The following is a 14,260-nucleotide window of genomic DNA, read 5'->3' on the forward strand; positions in this document are numbered from 1 at the left end:
CTTTGGGGGATACGCCTTGCTTCTCCTGTCTAAGCTGGTTTACCCATTTACGCATGGCTGAATTACTGACGCCCATCGCGCTTGCAGCCTCAGTTATGCTGTATCCCTGTTTCGTTACCAGCTGCGCAGCTTCTAATTTGAACTCTGCACTGAATGTCGGTCTTGTGTTCTTCATTTCTACCACCTTTTCTCTGGAAGTGAGTCTATCACTTCGTCTATTCAGGTGGCCAAATTCACTATGCCACTACATACATCAATGAGCGATAACGCAGTAGAAAAATGATACAGACGCTGCCCGCAGGGTTCGTCTCGAGCACGTTCAACTCTTTGTTACTCGGCTTTTATATAGAATAACTATACTTCAAGCCTCATGCCGCGATTTGAACGTGCTCAATTAGAACAAAAATTGTTCTCAAAAGGTCAACAGGCCCTAGGTAATAAAAAAGGCCGTTAAACGACCTTTTTGTAGATGTTGTACGCTTAGTCCGCTTCTTTCAGGGACTGAGTCAGATCAACAATCGCCTTCTTACCGTCACCAAACAACATCAGGGCGTTATCTTTGGCAAACAGCGGATTAGGCAGACCGGCGAAGCCAGGGCTCAGGGAGCGCTTAACGACTACCACAGTGCGCGCCTTGTCGACGTTGAGGATAGGCATGCCATAGATGGGGCTGCCCTTGTCTTCTCGCGCCATAGGGTTGGTCACGTCGTTGGCACCGATGACGATGGCCACATCTGTCTGCTCGAATTGAGGGTTTATCTCATCCATCTCGATCAGCTGTTCATAGGGCACCTCGGCCTCGGCCAGCAGCACGTTCATGTGGCCAGGCATACGACCGGCAACAGGATGAATGGCGTACAGCACCTGGGCGCCGCGCGCCTCCAGCACAGAAGCTAACTCGCGCACCGCATGTTGCGCCTGGGCCATCGCCAGGCCATAGCCTGGAACGATCACCACGCGCTCGGCGGTTTCCAGCAGCATGGCGACCTCTTCCGGCGAGGAGGAAGTTACCTTACCGGCATAGACCTCGTCGGCATCTACCGTCTCGCCACCCTCGGCCATGACGCCAAAGAGCACGTTAAACAGCGAGCGGTTCATCGCCTTACACATGATCTGGGTCAGGATGATCCCCGAGGCGCCAACCAGAGAGCCCGAGACAATCAGTACAGTGTTGCCCGTGATAAAACCTGTGGTCGCCGCCGCAATACCCGAGTAGGAGTTCAGCAGGGCGATAACCACTGGCATGTCGGCGCCGCCGATAGGTACCACCAGGAAGAGACCCAGGAGCAGCGACACGGCTACCAGTGCGTAGATGAAGGTCGGATTGCTCGGCGTGGTGACCACGGCAACCGTCAGTATCAGAGCCGCGATCAGCAGGCTGGCATTGATAAACTTGTTGCCCGGTACCCGAATGGGGTTACCCGAGATCAGCTCCTGCAGCTTAGCGAAGGCCACGAAGGAGCCCGACAGGGTCACCGAGCCGATGAGCACCGTCAGGCCGATGGAGATCAGCGCCACCACATGGGTCGCCGAATCGGGATCCAGGAAGCTTGCCAGGGCGATAAACAGCGAGGCACCGCCACCGAAACCGTTGAGCAGGGCCACCATCTGCGGCATGGCGGTCACCTGGATCTTGGTGGCCATCACGGCACCTATGGCGCCACCCAGCAGGATGCCGGCGATGATCCACTCATAGCTCAAGATGCTCTTATCCAGCAGAGTCACCACTACGGCGATAAACATACCCAGGGCGGACAACTGATTGCCACGCACCGCGGTGCGGGGCTTGGTAAGCCCCTTGATCCCTAAAATAAACAGACTCGCAGCCACAAGGTAGGCGAGATAGATAATCGTCATACTCATGTTGGCTTATTTCCTCTTAAACATGGCGAGCATACGGTTGGTGACCATGTAGCCACCCACAACGTTGATGGTGGCCAGCACCACGGCGATAAAGCCAAGTACATTGACCCAGAGTCCCGCGCCGGAACCGGCGGCGAGCAGGGCACCGACCAGGGAGATCCCCGAGATGGCGTTTGAGCCCGACATTAGTGGGGTGTGTAGGGTCGGCGGCACCTTAGTGATCAGCTCAACCCCAAGGAATACTGCCACCACGAACAGGGTCAGTAGTAATAAGATCTCCATTATTGAGCCTCCTCTGTTGCCGCAAGTGGCGGCAGTGATAACAGGTCACGCAATCTGGCGTTAACCACCTCACCCTGATGGGTCACGACTGTGTCGCGCACAATCTCGTCGTCGAAGTCCAGGTTTAATTGTCCTTCATCGTCGACGATCAGCTTGAGTAGGTTCTCTATGTTGGTGCCATACATCTGGCTAGCGTGGGTTGCCGCGCTGCCAGGTACATTCGATGGCCCGAGTATGGTGACGCCGTTATGGACCACGGTTTCGTCCAGTTGGGTTAGCTCGCAGTTACCGCCGGTTTCGGCGGCAAGGTCGACAATTACCGTGCCCGGCTTCATGGCATCCACCATCTCCTTGGTGATCAGCACGGGCGCCTTACGACCCGGGATGGCCGCCGTGGTGATGACGATATCCTGCTGAGCCAGCACATTGGCCATCGCCTGTTGCTGACGCTTGAGGAAGTCGTCACTCTGTTCGGTGGCGTAGCCACCCTTGGTTTCTGTGTTCTCGGTTTCCAGATCCAGCTCTACCGGCTTGGCGCCCACAGAGAGGATCTGCTCCCTGGCGGCGGGGCGAATATCGTAGGCTTCCACCACGGCGCCCAGGCGCTTGGCGGTGGCACAGGCCTGTAGGCCGGCGACGCCGACACCCATGATGAAGGCGCGGGCGGGCTTGAGTGTGCCGGCGGCCGTCATCATCATGGGGAACATGCGCGGCGCCTCATGGGCGGCCAGCAGCACGGCCTTATAGCCTGCGATGGTGGCCATTGAGGAGAGGATATCCATGCTCTGAGCACGGGTGATCCTGGGGACCAACTCAAGTGCCAGGGTGCTGGTGCCTGTTTTTGCCAGAGCAGTGGCATTTTCCGGTTGTGCCAGGGGATCCATCATGCCGATAAACAGCTGCTGGGGAGTTGCCTTGGCCTTGATCTCCTCGAACTGCTCACCCTTGAGGTTGACCAGGGTGATGATATCGGCGCCGAGTACCTTGTCTCGGTTGGCAATAACGGCACCCGCTTCCTGATAGGCTTGATCGCTAAAGCCAGCAGCGACACCCGCTCCGCTCTCCACGAGTATTTGGAGGTTTTTTTTGATTAACCGAGTCACATTGGCCGGGATCAACGCAACGCGTTTTTCGTCGGCATGGCTCTCTTTAGGTAGACCTAGTTTCACTGAGAAACCTCTTAGTTGGGGACAGACGTCGTTTGAATTCTTGGCTCGCTATTGTGGCGAGTCTGGACTTAGACACAAGCGCGAATTTTTCATAATCAGCGCTGGTTCACTGGTCGGAGCAAAAAGTTTGCGCCAGTCCACAAAATTTCATTTCAAATTCTGTGGTTAAGGGCACAGCTTAAGCAAATATCGCTCACCACTCTCACTTTTGTAGCTCAAATTATGACCTTTGCATATTCCAAAAATGAATTAAAAATTAGATTTTATTCTTTTTTGCTTTTCTATTAAGCCACTAAGCTAGGCTAATTACACTGTTATAGGGCCGTCTTCCATGCTGTTAAAAGAGCTTTCATCACTGGCTTCTCCCCTGTCTGCGACGCAGGTGGATAAGCTTAAGCAACTCACCTCTGAACTCAACGCCGTGCAACTCGCCTGGGTAGGCGGCTACCTGGCGGCTACGGCCGAACTGAGCGGCGTGGCCGGCGAGGTGCAGCAAGCGCCCCAGCAGACCATTACCATTCTCTACGGCAGCCAGACCGGCAACGGCCGTGGCATCGCCAATGAGCTGGCCGATAAGGCGCAGGCCCAGGGCTACAGCGTCAATCTGGTCTCTATGGCCGACTACAAGACGCGTCAGCTGAAACAGGAGACCCTGCTGCTGGCCGTGGTGAGCACCCATGGAGAAGGTGAGGCGCCGGACGATGCCATCGAGCTGCACAAGTTCCTGGCCTCTAAGCGTGCGCCTAAGCTAGATGCTCTCAACTATGCCGTGCTGGCGTTGGGAGATTCCAGCTATGAGTTCTTCTGCCAGACGGGTAAAGATTTCGATCAACGCCTGAGTGCATTGGGTGCAAAGGCGATCGTGCCGCTCACCGAGTGTGACGTGGATTACGAGTCGGCGGCGACTCAGTGGCAAGAGGCTGTGCTGGGCGCGGTCAAACCATTGGTGGGCACCGGCGCGAGCGTGGTCTCTATCGGCAGCGCAAGCACCACGACGACGGGTTCGAGCTTTACTAAACAGAAACCCTACAGCGCCGAGCTCTTGGCGAGTCAGAAGCTGACGGGGCGCGATTCGGATCGCGACGTGCGCCATGTTGAGATAGATCTCGGCGAGTCTGGCCTGAACTATCAGGTCGGTGATGCCCTGGGCGTCTGGTTCAGTAACAGCGATGCCTTAGTTACTGAGATCCTGGAGGGCCTCAAGTTAGACGGCGAGGCAGAGGTCACTCTAGGGGATGCAACCCTGACCCTGAGCGCGGCGCTTAAAGAGAAGCGTGAGCTGACCCAGCTCTATCCTGGTCTGGTACAAAACTGGGCGCAGCTAAGCGGCAATAGTGAGCTGCAGGCGATCAGCGAAGACAGGGAGCAGACCCGTCAATTTATTCTCAAGCATCAGCTGGCCGATCTGGTGGCCAAGTATCCCGTGGACATCAGCGCCTTCCAGCTGGTGGAGCTGCTGCGTCCGATCACCCCAAGACTCTACTCGATCGCCTCGAGCCAGTCTGAGGTGGAGAGCGAGGTACACCTGACCGTGGCGCTGGTGGAAGACGAGCGCGAGTCGGGCACCCGCTTTGGCGGCGCGTCGCACTTCCTGGCAAACGCCCAGGAAGGCGCCGAAGTGAAGGTTTATGTGGAGCCGAATAATCACTTCCGCCTGCCGGAAAATCCGGATACGCCTGTGGTCATGATTGGCCCTGGTACGGGTGTGGCACCGTTTCGCGCCTTCATGCAGGAGCGCGCGGCCCAGGGCGCCCAGGGCGATAGCTGGCTCTTCTTCGGCAATCCGCACTTCGAGCAGGATTTCCTCTATCAGACCGAGTGGCAGCAGTACCTTAAAGACGGCACCCTGACGCGCCTGGATTCGGCCTTTTCGAGAGATCAGGCTCATAAGATCTATGTGCAGCACCGCATCCTGGAGCGCGGCGAGACGCTATGGCAGTGGATCGAGCGCGGTGCCCACCTGTATATCTGTGGCGACGCCGAGCGCATGGCCAAAGATGTGCATCAGGCCCTGGTGACAGTGATCAAGCAGCATGGCGGCAAGAGCGAAGAGCAGGCCGAGGCCCTGCTGGAAAGCCTGCGTAGCGACAAGCGTTATCAGAAAGACGTTTATTAATTGAGACAGGGCGCCAGTCGCCGACAGATTAACTTGCATGGGCAGCGCCGGTGCAAAAACAGGATAGGGCAGTAGCCATGAGCGATCAGAAATTATCAGTAAACGAGTACCTTAAGACCGACAGTAACTACCTGCGCGGCACCATAGAAGAGGGGTTAGATACCTCGCTGACCGGTGCCTTTAACGATGCGGATCAGCAGTTGATCAAGTTCCATGGTTTCTACCAGCAGGACGACCGCGATCTGCGCAACGAGCGTAAGGAGCAGAAGCTAGAGCCCCTCTACAGCTTCATGCTGCGTGCCCGTGTGGCCGGTGGCGTCTGTACCCCCAAGCAGTGGCTGGGGGTGGATAAGATTGCCTCGACCCTGACCAGCTCCAACAGCATTCGTCTGACGACCCGCCAGACCTTTCAGTATCACGGCATCCCTAAGCGTAACCTCAAGACGCTGATCCAGGATCTGGATAGAGAGGCGCTGGACTCTATCGCCGCCTGTGGCGATGTGAACCGTAACGTCATGTGTAACCCTAACCCGGTAGAGTCCAAGCTGCATCAGCAGGCCTACTACTGGGCCAAGAAGCTATCGGACAACTACCTGCCACGCACCAAGGCCTACGCCGAGATCTGGCTGGGCGATGACAAGGTGGCGGTGAGCGAGAGCGAAGAGGTGGAGCCAGTCTATGGCAAGACCTATCTGCCACGTAAATTTAAGATGGCCGTGGCCGTACCGCCCGACAACGACGTAGATGTCTACACCAATGACCTCGGCTTCATCGCCGTGGCCGAAGACGGTGAGCTGGTGGGCTTTAACATGGTGGCCGGTGGCGGCATGGGCTCGACCCATGGCGAGGTCGCGACCTTCCCGCGTTTGGGCGACGACTTTGGCTTCATCAAGGCCGAAGACTGCCTCAAGTTTGCCGAGGCCGTGCTCAAGGTGCAGCGCGATTGGGGTAACCGCTCAGATCGTAAGCAGTCGCGCCTTAAGTACACCATAGTCAAGCATGGTTTTGAGGCCTTCAAGGCAGAAGTGGAACAGCGCGCCGGCGTAAAATTCGAACCTAAGCGAGAGGTGGTGATCGGCGATCGCGGCGATCGTTATGGCTGGATCAAGGGCGTGGATAACCACTGGCACCTGACCCTGTTTATCGAGGGCGGCCGCATCAAGGATCTGCCGGGACAACCGCTGCAGACAGGCCTGCGAGAGATAGCCCAGGTACACAAGGGTGATTTCCGCATGACCGCCAACCAGAACATCATCATCGCCGGTGTGGCCGAAGAGGATAAGGCGCAGATCGAGGCGATCGCCCGCAGTCATGGCCTCATGGGTAAGTTGATCAGCCCGACTCGTGGTCACTCCATTGCCTGTGTGGCGCTGCCAACCTGTGCCCTGGCGATGGCCGAGGCCGAGCGTTACTTCCCAGACTTCATGACCAAGGTAGAGGCGCTGCAGGAGAAACATGGCTTCCTGGAGCAGCCGATAGTGATCCGTATGACGGGCTGTCCTAACGGTTGTGCGCGCCCCTTCGCCGCCGAAATTGGCCTGGTGGGTAAGGCGCCCGGACGCTACAACCTCTACCTGGGCGCGAGTTTCGAGGGGACACGCCTGAACAAGCTCTACCGCGAAAACATTCAGGAAGCCGAGATACTGGCGGCACTGGATGAACTGTTTGCCCGCTACGTCAAAGAGCGTGAAGCTGGCGAAACCTTTGGTAACTTCACCGTGCGTGTCGGCGTGGTGAAGGCGGTTATCGATGCCGCTAAGGATTTCCATGGATAATTCAGTGATCTCTGCCCAGGCGCTAAAGGCTCTACTGAGCGCGCCTAAGGTTGAGCAAGATGCAGAGCTGGCCAGAGTCAACGCCTTCCTAGCCGGACTCACGCCTGCCGAGCGGGTGGTCTGGGGCCTGGCCTATCTGCCGGGCACCCATGCGCTCTCGTCAAGCTTCGGTATTCAGGGCGCCGTGATGCTGCATCTGGTGACCCAGGTACAGCAGGACATTCCGGTGATCCTCACAGACACGGGTTACCTGTTTCCCGAAACCTATCAGTTTATCGACGAGCTGACCGAGCGGCTGAAGCTTAACCTCAAGGTGTACCGCGCCCCCATGACCAGTGCCTGGCAGGAGGCCCGTTTCGGTCGCCTGTGGGAGCAGGGGCTGGATGGCCTGGAGCAATACAATCGTCTCAACAAGGTGGTCCCCATGCAGACGGCGCTCAAGGAGCTAGAGGTAGGCACCTGGTTCGCGGGCCTGCGCCGCGCCCAGTCCAGCACTCGCGAGGAACTGCCGATTCTGGCGATCCATGGCGATCGCTACAAGCTGCTGCCTATTCTGGAGTGGAGCAACAAGGATGTGCACGAGTATCTCACTAAGCACGACCTGCCTTATCATCCCCTATGGGAGCAGGGCTATGTGTCGGTGGGGGATACCCATTCCAGTCGCCCATTGGAGCTGGGGATGACCGAAGAGGAGACCCGCTTCAACGGCCTCAAGCGCGAGTGTGGCCTGCACTATGAGATCTAAGGATTGGTGAAACAGGAGGCTTTATGAGATATAAAGCCTCTAGCATGCTGATTCATTAGTACTTTCTTCTGATTTGTGTGCTTTTTTGCACTTCTTTTGCACACAGTTATGCACAGGTCAGAAATTTGAACTATAGTGGTAAGTTCCCGTAGATGGTTTTGGATTGTTGTCTGTATCGGAGCCGATTTGGATCCAGTCGCTTTTCTTCCTCTTTTAAGCGACGGGCAGAGCCGCCGACAAGATCGAAACCCAACTCGCTTGGCGAGAGCTAGATGTTTGATTGGTCTGCTGGCGCATGCTAATTAATAGCCATAGGCCCTGGATAGTCTGCTGCGGCTATCCAGGGATCCCCCCGATAATCTTATTTCCCTTTTTATTCATCCATATAGTAATATCGACGCCATTCTTTTCTTACGTGCTGCCAGCTTGGGATAGGCCCGACTGCCCGCGCGATTTAACAGGGAGTTTATTGAATGAAGAAGGCATTAGTGGCGGTGGCAATCCTTGCCGTAGGCGCAGGGGGCTACTGGGCGATGCAGCAGGCGCCTAAGTCCGTAGATAATCAGGTATTGGCCTATGTGCCAGCCGATACACCGTTGTTTTCAGCACAGTTTGAGCCTTTTCCCATAAAGGATTATATCGACGCCCTCCCCGAGGCGCAGAAGCAATACCCTGCTGAGATGAAGACACTGCTGTCTGAGGACGACGATCCCAGGGCCCAGTTTATCTTCCGTGTATTGGAGCGTTACTTCGACGCCTCGAAAGATGGCCAGCAGCTAGTCGATACCTTTGGCCTGCCCGAGAAAATCACCAGTTATTTCTATACCCTGGGCGTGTTGCCGGTGATCAAGCTGGATATCGCTAATCCTCAACACTTCTGGGCGGTACTGGATAAGGCCGAGGCCGATAGCGGATTGACGCACACGGCCAAGCAGCTTGGCGAGGTCAAGTACCGTGCCTATCGTCTCACCGACGAGGGCGAGAACGAGCGCGTTGATCTGGTGTTTGCCATCGACAAGGGCATGCTGACCTTGACCCTGGAAACCAGCTTTCTCGAGCCTGAATTGCTAGAAACCGCACTGGGGCTTAAGCCGGTACAAGACTCGCTGGCCAAGGCCGGCACGGTCGATGAGATCATCAAGAAACACGGTTTTAAAAAGGACAGCGTCAGCTATATCAATCATCAGGAGTTAGTTAAGGCGATCACCACCCTGGACGGTAACCAGATGGCGCGTCAGCTGACCCAGATCTTTAAGCTTATCCATGACGATCCCTTCGTTGAGCTACGCTCTCAGGCCTGTCAGAGCGAGCTGGCCGGCATCGCCGCCAACTGGCCACGTACTATCATCGGTTATACGGATTTTGAGGTGAAGAATAAGCGGGCTAAGATAGGCTTTAGCACGGTTATCGAGAGCAACAACCAGGTGATCCTCGGCGCCCTGAGTCAGATGCGCGGCTTTATTCCGGCCCATACCAAGACGATCGATACGGGTGTGTTCTCTATGGCGCTGGGTATCGATGTGAATCAGTTTGTGCCTAGCATCTCTAAGATCTGGGACGACCTGCTCACCCCAAGCTATCAGTGCGAGCCGCTGGCGCAGCTACAGGGGGAGATGGAAGGGCAGAGCCCGGCGATGCTGGGTATGTTTACCGGTATGGCCAACGGCGTGAAAGGGGTCTCCTTCTCGCTGCTCGATTATGCCCTAGAGCAAGACACGCAGCAGATCTCCCTTAAGGATCTCGATGCTATCACGACCCTGACGGCGGACGACCCGGCCACCCTGTTTAACATGGTGAAGCCGTTTGCCCCCGAGCTGGCCAATGTCAATCTGCCTAGCGACGGTAGCACGGTCGATCTCGGCGCCGCGCTGCACCTGCCGCCATCCCTCGGGGTGCGGGCGCAGATGGCACTGAAGGGACAGCACCTGACCATCTACACAGGCGAGAAGAGCAAGGCGATCGCCGATGCACTCGCGGGCGAAGCGCCGAGCGCTAACGGTCTTGTCTCTATGACAGCCGATTACGCCAAGCTGTTCACCCCAGCCATGAACCTGATGGCCATGAGCGGCGAGCCTATTCCTGAGGAGCTGGAGGCGCTGAAAGACTATCGCACTCAGCTCAAGGTGGAGATGGATATCAATGCTAAGGGGATCGTCATCGACAGCCTGGTAGAGACCCGCAACGACTAAGCATATTCATCGTCGCAAATAAGTCATAGCAAATAAAAAGCCCCGAGGCCTGAGCGCACGGGGCTTTTTTATGGCTAACTTTTAACTTATTCGGCCTTGGCGATGCCTAACTCAGCCAGGTTGGCGGCAATATCTTCGGCGGCCGTCTTAGGATGAATGTCTTCATCGATTTTCAATATGGTGCCATCCTCGCCTATGTAGAAGGTCACTCGGCTGGCGACCCGCACCAGGTTGAGTACGTCATAGGCCTTGGCGGTCTCCTTGGTGGGATCGCTGAGCATAGGGAAATCGGCTTTCTGCTCCTTGGCAAATTTCTGGTTGTCTTCCAGATCATCGACACTGGCCATCATGTAGACGGCCTTGTACTGACGGATAAGACTGCCTTTCTCTACCAGCGACTTGCACTCCAAGGTGCAGCCTCGGGTGTTGGCCATGGGATACCAGGCTAAGACCAGGGTTTGTTTGCCCAGGTAGTCGCTGAGCTGATAATAGTGGCCGTCGGTGGCCTGAAGCCTGAAATCTGGGGCCTTGTCGCCCACCTTGAGGTCGGTGGCATTGGCCTGCGCGGCAATGATCAGGCTCAGGCCGAGCAGGAGTCTGGTAACTAACTTATTCATGAGTGTTCCTTTCTGCGTTGCTAGGGTTATTTATAGCTTGTGTTTGCCCGCTCGCGCCGGGCGCAAACAGGCTGATGAGGTTTTCCCAGTAGACGGTCTCATCCAGCGGCTGCTCGATATCGGGCTGGGTCGGCACGCCCGACAGGGCTTTTCCCGTGGCGTCATATACCTGAGTGCTACTGAAACTTACCCGAATGGCGCTGTTGGGCAGGGTGATCTGCTGCTGTCTGCCATACTCGCCCCGTGTCGGCTCGCCCACCACTAAGGTGTCGGGCCAGGACTTGGCGAAGTGGGCAATCCACTGGCACTGCTGGCGGCAGTTGGGGCCGATGAGTAGCATTAACTTACCCCGTTTGGCGCGGGGCAGGTGCGGCCAGGGTAAGCTGTCCTGATGCCAAAACTTGGCCTGCCAGGGGCTGAAGCCCGGCTCTTCTTGGGGCAATTGCGAGCGCAGCAGATCCAGCTGCAATTGCTCTGCCTGACTCAGGTCGGCGGGCGGTAGGAAGCCTAAGGGTTTTAGATAGTCACCGCGAAGGTTCGGCCCCTTCTTGTAGCGGGCCACCGCCTGTAGCGAGTCTGGCCAGGCAGCTAGCAGCGGCGGCCTGATATCCGGGCTGAATGCCTGCGCCAGCAGGTGCAGCAGTGCATCGCCTGTCCCATGGGCCTGGCGTAGATCCAATATGGTAATAGGGCTTGTCAGCGAGCGCTTGAGGCGTCGACCCAGGGGGCTGTCAGCGGAGAAGCCTGACAGGTCGTAGAGGCCGAATACCCCCTGGATATCGACACTTGCCTGGTCGCCCGGCTCACTGTTGCTCAGGGTCTGGGGCGGCTTGCTGGTCAGCGTCAGGCTAAGCTGGCGGCCGTTGCCCTGTTCATCGCTGAGAGTGAGGCGGCAGTGCTTTCTGGCGACTAGGCCTATCTCGCGTCTGAGCATGGCGATCATTGAAAGGTGTCTCGCCTGTTCACTGGCGGTATCGGCCAGGCTGGGGGGGAGAAAGTGTCGGGCGGCGTCTATCCACAGCGCGATGGGCAGGCCATCGATATGGGTGACGAAGGGCGCTTCGCTGTCCAGAGGGCGGTTGTTAGCGGATAGTGCCAGCCATCTATCTTCTAGCTTGCGCAGCTTGATCGGCAGATAGGCTTGGGTAGTCACGCCGTCGAGCCTGGCACTGGGATCGTCGATCGTCGTCAGTATCTTCAGCAGTTGCTGGGCAAACAGCTGGCGTTCACCGCCGAGTGGTAACTGACTCCTCGCCTGATTAACCTGGTTTTCCAGTTGCAGCAAACGCTCGGGGGAGGCCGCCCCGCTGGCCGAGTATTGCGCCAAATGCTCTTGCAGGTAGTTAAGATCCGAGTGCATCTCCCGCGCCGAGAGTTGTGGCTTGGGCGGCTCTTCGCGCAGAGCGATCACCGTCAGCTGTATACAGCTCAGGGCCATGATGAGGCCGAAGCCATTGATGATGCTCTGGTGTCCGAATTTCATTCCACTTCCTAATGCGACAGACGGCCAAGGCGTTAGAGAATGTCGTTTATCGCGAAGCCGATGCCGATACGCTGGGTATGGGCATTATAGTCGATGAGACTCTCGCCATAGCCGTTAAAATACTGCGTGTAGAGACGCAGGTTGCCCATGATGGGATAGCTCCAGGTAAACTCGACGGCGCCGCGATTCGGGCTCTCCAAGTTGTTGCGCAGCATCAGTGAGAATCTATGTTTATCAACTCCATAGACGCCGATGAGTTCGAAGTTGCCCATGTAATCCAAGATGTCCGGATTATCATCACCTCTGGGTGAGTCGGGCGTCTCTTTCTCATCTTCCGGAATGCGCCACCATACCTTGCCCGCGAGGGCAAAGGGGCCGCTATCGAACACCATGGTGCCATAGATACGGTTCCAGCTACGGGAGAGATCACCTGACTTGCCGTTGGATTGGTGCACGGCGCCCACCCCCCAGAAGGAGTTGGTCAGGGGGCCTATCTGCCAGTCGTTGTTAAACAGCATGAAGATCTCAGGTTCATGGTTGGTTTCGCGAAACGGCGAGGAGATATCCTTGTTGTATACCTGCCAATAGGACTGGTTGGTGTAGGCGAAAAACAGGTGGCCGTTGTCGCCGAAGACGTTATACATCAGAGGAAACTTAAAGCTTATCTGGAACTTGGCTTCCAGATTATCGATTTCCGAATTCTGCTCGTCTAGCTTGTCGGCAAAGGGCGCCATATTTGGAGAGCTGTTGTAGGTCACGGGCAGAATATAGTTGACCTTGTGAGGCGTGATCACGAAGGGCCTCTCAGAGGTGGCCAGCTCATCCTCAACACGCTGGTCGAGCAGTGAACCATCCGCTTTGGTTTTCTCCTCTGCCGTGGGCTCGGCGCCGAGGCAGGTCACAGGCAGTGAGCATAGGCCGAATAGGGTCAGCCATTTAAGGTATTGGGTGGTTTGCATCCTTGTTTCCTCTCGTGTCGCAAGCTTAGCGCGTCGTCTCCAAATCTAGCCTATGTTTTAACATTTGAGTCCGCCGCGTGCACCTATTTTAATTCTGTCTATTTGATTTGCTTAATTAAAAAACGGGTCAACCCTGTTAATAACCAAAAGGAATAAAACCTAATTAATTTCTATTTTTTAAGGAATAAGAATGACGCTATATTAACCTCATCACTATTGTATGAGATGCGGATATGGAACTAATTACTCTACCCGGGCAGCAGGCACAGGGCAAAGTCTGGCTTGTGGGCGCAGGCCCAGGCGACATTGAGCTATTAACGCTCAAGGCCTACCGCATCTTAAAGAAGGCCGACGTGGTCTTGTTCGATGCCTTGGTGAGTGAGGAGATCTTGGCGCTTGCGCCCAAGGACGCCGAGCTGATCGCCGTGGGTAAGCGCGCCGGTAAACACAGCGCCGCCCAGGAGGAGATCAACCAGCTGTTGGTGACCAAGGCCTATACCCGCAAGCATGTGGTGCGCCTCAAGGGGGGCGACCCCTTCATCTTCGGCCGTGGCGGCGAAGAGCTGGAGACGCTCGTCGAGGCCGGGGTTGAGTTCGAGGTGGTGCCAGGCATCACGGCGGCCAGCGGCACCTCTGCCTATGCCGGTATTCCTTTGACCCATAGGGATCATGCCCAGGGGGTCACCTTCATCACGGGTCACTGCAAGCTTGAGAGCCGTCCCATGGACTGGCAGGCCTATGCCAACAGCGCCAATACCCTGGTGGTCTATATGGGGATCCTCAATGCGGGCAGCATCCAAGATGGGCTGATCTCGGCCGGGCGCTCGCCCAACACGCCGGTGGCAATCGTCTCTAAGGCGACCACGGCGGCGCAGCAGCGTTTCATCGGTACCTTAGGTGAGCTGGCCGAACTGGCGGCGGACCCGGCGCTGGAGATGCCCGCCCTGATGATTATTGGTGAAGTGGTTGGCCTGGCCGATAGCCTGCACTGGTTTAACCCGCAAACCAGCCCTAAGACCCTGGATGCGACGGTAAAGCAGTCGCTGGGTCAGTAATCTACTT

12 protein-coding genes are annotated in these 14,260 nt (G+C 56.5%); 5 read left to right on the forward strand and 7 right to left on the reverse strand.

Annotated elements, in window-relative coordinates; all coding sequences use genetic code 11:
* The 4 genes from L1D47_RS06960 to L1D47_RS06975 form a co-directional block, all read right to left on the reverse strand.
* On the reverse strand, positions 1-175 hold a 175-nt coding region (locus L1D47_RS06960), incomplete at its 3' end, for a transposase (RefSeq protein WP_239882609.1).
* Positions 176-480: 305 nt separating this feature from the next.
* Positions 481-1,863, reverse strand: coding sequence for an NAD(P)(+) transhydrogenase (Re/Si-specific) subunit beta (locus L1D47_RS06965; protein WP_239883445.1), 1,383 nt, complete (start codon positions 1,861-1,863; stop codon positions 481-483).
* A gap of 6 nt (positions 1,864-1,869) precedes the next feature.
* Positions 1,870-2,145 (reverse strand): NAD(P) transhydrogenase subunit alpha, encoded by a 276-nt coding sequence (locus tag L1D47_RS06970; RefSeq protein WP_011864469.1) that lies wholly within the window; start codon positions 2,143-2,145, stop codon positions 1,870-1,872.
* A complete protein-coding gene (locus L1D47_RS06975; RefSeq protein ID WP_239883452.1) occupies positions 2,145-3,314 on the reverse strand; it encodes a Re/Si-specific NAD(P)(+) transhydrogenase subunit alpha in 1,170 nt (389 codons plus the stop codon). Before L1D47_RS06975 ends, L1D47_RS06970 begins: the two co-directional genes overlap by 1 nt.
* A 331-nt stretch (positions 3,315-3,645) precedes the next feature.
* Here L1D47_RS06975 and L1D47_RS06980 point away from each other — a divergent pair, with 331 nt between their 5' ends.
* The 4 genes from L1D47_RS06980 to L1D47_RS06995 all read left to right on the forward strand — a co-directional run bounded on the left by L1D47_RS06980 (position 3,646) and on the right by L1D47_RS06995 (position 10,139).
* A complete protein-coding gene (locus tag L1D47_RS06980) occupies positions 3,646-5,430 on the forward strand; it encodes an assimilatory sulfite reductase (NADPH) flavoprotein subunit (RefSeq protein WP_239883461.1) in 1,785 nt (594 codons plus the stop codon).
* A 77-nt stretch (positions 5,431-5,507) separates the two neighbouring features.
* Positions 5,508-7,205: an assimilatory sulfite reductase (NADPH) hemoprotein subunit gene (gene cysI / locus L1D47_RS06985; RefSeq protein ID WP_239883466.1), complete on the forward strand. Its 1,698-nt coding sequence runs from the start codon at positions 5,508-5,510 to the stop codon at positions 7,203-7,205.
* Positions 7,198-7,950, forward strand: a complete 753-nt coding sequence (locus L1D47_RS06990; protein ID WP_239883467.1) for a phosphoadenylyl-sulfate reductase — start codon at positions 7,198-7,200, stop codon at positions 7,948-7,950. Before cysI ends, L1D47_RS06990 begins: the two co-directional genes overlap by 8 nt.
* A 473-nt stretch (positions 7,951-8,423) precedes the next feature.
* Entirely contained in the window at positions 8,424-10,139 is a 1,716-nt protein-coding gene (locus tag L1D47_RS06995; RefSeq protein ID WP_239883468.1) for a hypothetical protein, read from the forward strand.
* Positions 10,140-10,225: 86 nt separating this feature from the next.
* Here L1D47_RS06995 and L1D47_RS07000 read toward each other — a convergent pair whose 3' ends face one another.
* From L1D47_RS07000 to L1D47_RS07010, 3 genes are read right to left on the reverse strand one after another with little or no spacing between them, the layout of a single operon-like run.
* Positions 10,226-10,756: a redoxin domain-containing protein gene (locus L1D47_RS07000; protein ID WP_041508458.1), complete on the reverse strand. Its 531-nt coding sequence runs from the start codon at positions 10,754-10,756 to the stop codon at positions 10,226-10,228.
* The gene (locus L1D47_RS07005; RefSeq protein WP_239883469.1) at positions 10,749-12,239 is read right to left on the reverse strand and encodes a S41 family peptidase; all 1,491 of its coding nucleotides are present in this window, start codon (positions 12,237-12,239) and stop codon (positions 10,749-10,751) included. Before L1D47_RS07005 ends, L1D47_RS07000 begins: the two co-directional genes overlap by 8 nt.
* 32 nt (positions 12,240-12,271) lie before the next feature.
* Complete coding sequence (locus L1D47_RS07010; protein ID WP_041508460.1) at positions 12,272-13,198, reverse strand: phospholipase A; 927 nt, start codon at positions 13,196-13,198, stop codon at positions 12,272-12,274.
* A 233-nt stretch (positions 13,199-13,431) separates the two neighbouring features.
* Between L1D47_RS07010 and cobA the strand changes: the two genes are divergently transcribed.
* Entirely contained in the window at positions 13,432-14,253 is an 822-nt protein-coding gene (cobA, locus tag L1D47_RS07015) for a uroporphyrinogen-III C-methyltransferase (RefSeq protein ID WP_239883470.1), read from the forward strand.
* Positions 14,254-14,260 lie beyond the last annotated feature (7 nt).

The sequence above is a fragment of the Shewanella sp. Isolate7 genome (genome assembly GCF_022398425.1).
Lineage (GTDB): Bacteria > Pseudomonadota > Gammaproteobacteria > Enterobacterales > Shewanellaceae > Shewanella.

Excerpts from the sequence above, each read along its gene's own strand:
- L1D47_RS06965 (WP_239883445.1), bottom strand. The coding sequence starts at position 1,863 with ATGAGTATGACGATTATCTATCTCGCCTACCTTGTGGCTGCGAGTCTG.
- L1D47_RS07000 (WP_041508458.1), bottom strand. The coding sequence starts at position 10,756 with ATGAATAAGTTAGTTACCAGACTCCTGCTCGGCCTGAGCCTGATCATT.
- cobA (WP_239883470.1), top strand. The coding sequence starts at position 13,432 with ATGGAACTAATTACTCTACCCGGGCAGCAGGCACAGGGCAAAGTCTGG.
- L1D47_RS07005 (WP_239883469.1), bottom strand. The coding sequence starts at position 12,239 with ATGAAATTCGGACACCAGAGCATCATCAATGGCTTCGGCCTCATCATG.
- L1D47_RS06995 (WP_239883468.1), top strand. The coding sequence starts at position 8,424 with ATGAAGAAGGCATTAGTGGCGGTGGCAATCCTTGCCGTAGGCGCAGGG.
- L1D47_RS06970 (WP_011864469.1), bottom strand. The coding sequence starts at position 2,145 with ATGGAGATCTTATTACTACTGACCCTGTTCGTGGTGGCAGTATTCCTT.
- cysI (WP_239883466.1), top strand. The coding sequence starts at position 5,508 with ATGAGCGATCAGAAATTATCAGTAAACGAGTACCTTAAGACCGACAGT.
- L1D47_RS07010 (WP_041508460.1), bottom strand. The coding sequence starts at position 13,198 with ATGCAAACCACCCAATACCTTAAATGGCTGACCCTATTCGGCCTATGC.
- L1D47_RS06980 (WP_239883461.1), top strand. The coding sequence starts at position 3,646 with ATGCTGTTAAAAGAGCTTTCATCACTGGCTTCTCCCCTGTCTGCGACG.
- L1D47_RS06990 (WP_239883467.1), top strand. The coding sequence starts at position 7,198 with ATGGATAATTCAGTGATCTCTGCCCAGGCGCTAAAGGCTCTACTGAGC.